This is a genomic window from Rhabdothermincola sp., from assembly GCF_036846205.1.
Classification (GTDB): domain Bacteria; phylum Actinomycetota; class Acidimicrobiia; order Acidimicrobiales; family Acidimicrobilacustridaceae; genus Rhabdothermincola.
Genome location: NZ_DAIUCK010000017.1, coordinates 1 through 5,598 on the forward strand (window position 1 = coordinate 1; position 5,598 = coordinate 5,598).

The following is a 5,598-nucleotide window of genomic DNA, read 5'->3' on the forward strand; positions in this document are numbered from 1 at the left end:
ATCGTGCCCACGTTCGCATGCGGCTTCGTCCGCTCGAACTTCTCTCGTGCCATGATGGTGCTCTCCTGAACGTCGTTGTCGGATGGGGTGGTGGCGGCGGTCGGACTCGAACCGACGACCCCTCGATTATGAGCCGAGTGCTCTCACCTGCTGAGCTACGCCGCCACTGGTCGGCGCCGGACGGCCCGTGACCAGGGCCGAGCGACCAGCCAGCGAGCCCCCTGTCAGAATCGAACTGACGACCTTTTCCTTACCATGGAAACGCTCTGCCGACTGAGCTAAGGGGGCGAGTCGCCACCGGAGCCCTGGCACGAGGCGCCAGGGGCACCGGCAACGGGCGGGCCATCTTGCCACGGGAGACCGCCGAGACCCAACCCGGGGCCCCGGCCGGGCCCGGTCCGGTCTCCCACCGGCCCCTGCCCGCCCGGCCCGCTGCCTCGCCGAGGAGCCACCCGTGCCCGCTCTGGGGTGCCGGACCCGGGCCGGATGACCCAGGCCCCTGAGCCTTTTGACTCAAGTCCTCGGCGGGGTGCGTCGATCCAGAGAAGGTGCACATCGAACGGCTGACCATCGAGGCCGGGGACAACACGTTCTCCCTGGACCTCCACCCGTCCTTCACCGTCATCGCCGGCGTGGGGCCGGCCGAGCGCCGCGGCCTGGTGGGCGAGATGCTCGGCGCCCTCGGGAGCGGCCGGGCGGGGGTCCACCTCGAACTGCGGGCCGACTCCGGCACCCGGTACGGGTTGCTGCGCCCGATCGACGGCCCGGCCCGGGTCATCAGCCTCGCGAGGGGCATCGACGTGACGGACTCCTTCCGCACCGAGGACGGTCAGGTCGACCTGCTCGCCCGATCGGGATTGAGCGGACGTTCGGCCAAGAAGCTGCTGCGCCTGACCGAGAACGATCTCACCACCCGCTCACAGTTCGAGCAGAACATCCTGACGCTGGCCCACGTCGACCAGGGTCGGCTCTGGGACGTCGCCCGCAAGGTGACCGAACGGGAGCAGGAGGTGGCAGAAGCGGCGGCCGCGATCGGCTCGGACCCCGAGGACGCACCGATCATCCAGGAGATCGAACGCCGCCATGCCGCGTTCGAAGAGGCGGAGGAGGCACACGACCGGGTGCGGCGGATCTCCCTGCTCGTGGGAGCAAACGCCGCGGTCGCGATCGTGCCCCTCGCCGGCATCTTCGGGCTGGCCGGGGCGGCCCCCGCGCTGGCCATCGCCTTGGCGATGACGGTGTACTCGGCGGTGTACTGGCGGCGCATGGAAGCTGCCCGCCGCCATGAGCAGGAAGCGCTCGACGCGGCAGGGGCGCAGTCCTACCTGACGTTCCAGATCAACAAGGTCAACGGCCTCCTGGCCGACGATCACCAGCGACGCCAGCTGATGCGGGCCGCCGAGTACCACCGGTCCGCCCTGACCGAATGGCAGCTACTGGCAGGCGACATCCCCGTCGACTGGGCACTTGATCACCGGGCCGAGATCCGCGAGGCCGCGAACCGGCTGCGGAGCACGGTCGAGGTACGCAATCCGATGGCGGTTCGTCTCTCCCCCGAGGAGGAGACCGCGGCCGATCTGGCCCATGCCCTGCTGCACCGGCTCAACCATCTCCGGACGCTGGGCGGGGGTGAGAGCTACCCGCTCTTCCTCGACGAGCCGTTCCCGCAGGTCGAGGACTCCGTGAAGGGCGAGCTCCTGGAGCTGCTCATGAAGGCGTCGCGCCATCAGCAGGTGATCTTCCTCACCGAGGACGAGCACGTCGCGAGCTGGGCCCGCCTCGAGGCGATGACCGGGGGACTGTCGATCATCGAGCCGAGCCGCGATGAGCAGCCCGCTGGTGGTGACGAGCCGCGGTCGTCGAAACACGTCGCGGCCTGACCATCGCCGCCGGTAGCGTCTGGGAGGTGGAGATCCGCCTCGCCGAACCCGCTGACGCCGAGGCCATCCGCCGTATCTACAACCACGAAGTGACCTCCTCGACGGTCACCTTCGATCTCGTGCCCCGCACGCTCGACGAGCAGCTCGAGTGGCTCGAAGCCCGATCGGGCGCGCACGCCGTGCTGGTAGCCGACGACGACGGCGAGGTGGTCGGGTTCGCGTCCCTCTCGCCCTACCGTGACCGACCGGCCTACAGCACCACGGTGGAGGACTCCGTCTACGTGGCGACCCAGGCCCGTGGCAGGGGGGTGGGGCGGATGCTCCTCGAGGAGTTGGTGAAGCTGGCCACGCAGCACGGCTTCCACACGATCATGGCCCGCATCGTCGGCGGCCACGAAGCGTCCATCGCGCTTCACCGGTCGGTGGGGTTCGAGGTCGTCGGGACCGAGCGCGAGGTGGGCCGGAAGTTCGGTCGTTGGCTCGACGTGGTGGTCATGCAGCGGCTCCTGTAGCCGCTGGTCCGCGGGCCGCCGGGCCACCGGGCCACTGGGCCACCGGGCCACCGGGCCGGAATTCCGCGGCGAAGGTGGGAGGCGGTATCGTCAGACGTCCTGGGTCGGTGCCCGAGCGGCCAAAGGGAACGGGCTGTAAACCCGTCGGCTCTGCCTACGGTGGTTCGAATCCACCCCGGCCCACTTCACGTCTCCGCCACATCCTCGGAACACCTCCTGGTCCGGTGGCCGGTTCGGGTGGGCGAGCAGGGTTGGCTAGCGTTTCGGGCATGCCGAGCTTCGATGTCGTCTCCCAGGTCGACGCGCAGGAGGTCCGCAACGCCGTCGACCAGGCCGCACGGGAAGTGGGCACCCGCTTCGACTTCAAGGGCACCGACTCCTCCATCGAGCTCAACGGGCTGGAGATCGTCATGAGGTCCGTCACCGAGGACCGGCTGAACGCGCTGCGCCAGGTGCTGGAGGAGAAGCTGGTCAGGCGCAAGGTCTCGCTGAAGGCGCTGTCCTACGGCAAGGTGGAGGACGCGGCGGGGGGAACGGTCCGGCAGGTCGCCACCCTCACGGCCGGCATCTCGTCCGACAAGGCCAAACAGATCAACACGTTCATCAAGAACCTGGGCCTGAAGGGCATCCAGTCCCAGACCCAGGGGGACCAGATCCGGGTCACCGGCAAGAAGCGGGATGACCTCCAGAGCGTGATCGCATCCCTGCGCGAGGCAGACCTCGGCATCCCGCTGCAGTTCGAGAACTTCCGCGACTAGCGCCGAGCCGCATCCCACTCCTCAGTCGTAGTAACCGGAGTGGATGTAGATGCAAGGGACGCCCTCCTCGTGGAACATGTGGACGTTGCGCCGGTCGTCCTCGAACGCGAGCCGGAGGTCGAACCCGTACCGTCGCAGCTCACCAACGCTACGCCGCTTGAAATCGCGGGACGCCCCGTAGTCGCCGAAGTCCCGCATCACGAGCAGATCCCAACGCAGCTCATAGCGGCTCAACCATGCCAGCGTGTTCGGCTGTACCCGGATCGGTCGCGCCGTCAGGAGCACGATCCGGTAGGAGTCCTCGATGACCTCGAGCAGCCGCGCCACCTCGTCGATGAGCGGGTCGTCACCACAGGCTTCGAAGAAGGATTCCCAGTCCCGGTAGGGCCATTCCAGGAAGTGCTGGCGACCCGCGGCGTCGGAGAGCACCCCGTCGAGGTCGAACACCACTGCTGGTGCCGGCTCGACCGGCCCGGTGCGCCACCTCCAGTTGTCAGGCTCACGGAAGGTCGCCACCGGCGAGATCAGTCCTCCTGTGGTGCCTCGAGCGCACGCTGGCGAATCTCCTCGACCACCGATGCGTCCGCCAGCGTCGTGGTGTCGCCGAGCTGGCGTCCTTCCGCCACGTCGCGCAGCAGGCGGCGCATGATCTTGCCCGAGCGGGTCTTGGGGAGATCGGGCACCACCACCACCGTGCGGGGACGAGCGGTGGGCCCGATCTTCACCGCCACGTGCTGGCGGATCTCCTCCACGAGTTCGGGGGTGGGCTCGAAGCGCTGCTTCAGGATGACGTAGCCGATGATCGCCTGGCCGGTCGTGGGATCCGAAGCCCCAACGACCGCCGCCTCCGCGACTGCCTCATGATCGACGAGCGCAGATTCGACCTCGGTGGTGGAGACCCGGTGTCCCGAGACGTTCATGACGTCGTCGACGCGACCGAGCAGCCACAGATAGCCATCGTCGTCGATCTTGCAGCCGTCACCCGCGAAGTACCGGCCCGGGAACCGGGACCAGTAGGTCTCCCGGTACCGCTCGGGATCACCCCAGATACCTCGCAGCATCGCCGGCCACGGACGCGTGAGCGTGAGATAGCCGCCCCCCCGTTCCACCGGCCGACCGTGATCGTCCACGACCTCCACGCCGATGCCGGGGAAGGCGAAGGTGGCGGAGCCGGGCTTGAGTGTGGTGACACCCGGCAGCGGCGTGATCATGTGCGCCCCCGTCTCGGTCTGCCACCAGGTGTCGACGATCGGGCAGCGCTCACCTCCGATGTAGCGGTAGTACCACATCCACGCCTCGGGGTTGATGGGTTCACCCACCGTCCCGAGAAGACGGAGGCTCGAGAGGTCGTGTTTCTCGGGTTCCTCATGGCCCCACTTCATGAACATCCGGATCGCCGTCGGCGCCGTGTACAGCTGTGTCACGCCGTACTTCTCCACGATGGCCCACAAGCGATCACGCCCTGGTGTGTCAGGAGTGCCCTCGTAGATGACCGACGTGGCGCCGTTGGTCAGGGGGCCGTAGACGATGTAGCTGTGTCCCGTCACCCAGCCGATGTCCGCCGCGCACCAGTAGACGTCGTCGTCGGGATGCAGATCGAACACCACCTTGTGCGTGTAGGCCACCTGGGCCAGGTATCCACCGGTGGTGTGCATGATCCCCTTGGGCTTGGCGGTGGTGCCCGAGGTGTAGAGGAGGTAGAGGAGGGCCTCCGAGTCCATCTTCACCGGCGGGCACTCCGCCGATGCCTCGGCCATGAGATCGTGGTACCAGTGATCACGGCCCTCGACCATCGAGACATCGTTCTCGGTGCGACGCACGACCACCACGTGCTCGACCGACGGCGTGCTGGCGATCGCGGCGTCGACGTTCGGCTTGAGCGCCGAGACCGTGCCACGGCGGAACCCACCATCCGCGGTGACGATGAGCTTGGCTTCGGCGTCGTTGACCCGGTCGATGATCGAATCCGGTGAGAAGCCACCGAAGATGACCGAGTGCGCCGCGCCGATGCGCGTGCAGGCGAGCATCGCCACGGGAAGTTCCGGGATCATCGGCATGTAGATGGCGACACGATCACCTTGTTGGACACCGAGCGACTTCAGCACGTTCGCGAACCGGCAGACCTCCTCCAGCAACTCGGCGTAGGTGATCGTCCGGGTGTCACCCGGCTCCCCTTCCCAGTAGTAGGCGACCTTGCCCCCACGCCCCGCCTCCACGTGGCGGTCGAGGCAGTTGTAGGAGACGTTGAGGGTCCCGCCGACGAACCACCTGGCGAACGGCAGGTCCCACTCGAGGACGGTGTGGAAGTCGTCGTACCAGGTGAGCGTCTCACGTGCCCGGCGAGCCCAGAACGCCTCGAAGTCGGCCTCGGCTTCGGCGTAGATCGAGTCGTCCGCGACGACGGCCCTGGCGACGAAATCGGGTGGGGGTGGGAACGTGCGGTTCTCG

Annotated in this window: 5 protein-coding genes and 3 tRNA genes; 4 read left to right on the forward strand and 4 right to left on the reverse strand. The window is 67.8% G+C overall.

The features are described from left to right. Nucleotides 1-88 precede the first annotated feature (88 nt). Together V7004_RS04035 and V7004_RS04040 are read right to left on the reverse strand one after the other, a co-directional pair. Nucleotides 89-165, reverse strand: a tRNA-Met gene (locus V7004_RS04035). Between the two features lie 50 nt (nucleotides 166-215). Beyond that, nucleotides 216-288 (reverse strand) — tRNA-Thr (locus V7004_RS04040). A gap of 260 nt (nucleotides 289-548) precedes the next feature. Between V7004_RS04040 and V7004_RS04045 the strand changes: the two genes are divergently transcribed. From V7004_RS04045 to V7004_RS04060, 4 genes are all read left to right on the forward strand, one after another. Beyond that, entirely contained in the window at nucleotides 549-1,880 is a 1,332-nt protein-coding gene (locus V7004_RS04045) for a hypothetical protein (RefSeq protein WP_334142366.1), read from the forward strand. A gap of 26 nt (nucleotides 1,881-1,906) precedes the next feature. Beyond that, nucleotides 1,907-2,392, forward strand: a complete 486-nt coding sequence (locus V7004_RS04050) for a GNAT family N-acetyltransferase (protein ID WP_334142367.1) — start codon at nucleotides 1,907-1,909, stop codon at nucleotides 2,390-2,392. Nucleotides 2,393-2,493: 101 nt separating this feature from the next. Then, a tRNA-Tyr gene (locus tag V7004_RS04055) sits at nucleotides 2,494-2,575 on the forward strand. Nucleotides 2,576-2,661: 86 nt separating this feature from the next. Next, the gene (locus tag V7004_RS04060) at nucleotides 2,662-3,150 is read left to right on the forward strand and encodes a YajQ family cyclic di-GMP-binding protein (protein ID WP_334142368.1); all 489 of its coding nucleotides are present in this window, start codon (nucleotides 2,662-2,664) and stop codon (nucleotides 3,148-3,150) included. A 21-nt stretch (nucleotides 3,151-3,171) separates the two neighbouring features. Here the strand turns inward: V7004_RS04060 and V7004_RS04065 are convergent, their stop codons facing one another. After that, the gene (locus V7004_RS04065; protein ID WP_334142369.1) at nucleotides 3,172-3,666 is read right to left on the reverse strand and encodes a phosphatase domain-containing protein; all 495 of its coding nucleotides are present in this window, start codon (nucleotides 3,664-3,666) and stop codon (nucleotides 3,172-3,174) included. Between the two features lie 8 nt (nucleotides 3,667-3,674). Then, the coding region (acs, locus tag V7004_RS04070) for an acetate--CoA ligase (RefSeq protein WP_334142370.1) at nucleotides 3,675-5,598 on the reverse strand (1,924 nt) is incomplete at its 5' end.

Coding starts and splice junctions, on each gene's coding strand:
- V7004_RS04060 (WP_334142368.1), top strand. CDS start 2,662: ATGCCGAGCTTCGATGTCGTCTCCCAGGTCGACGCGCAGGAGGTCCGC.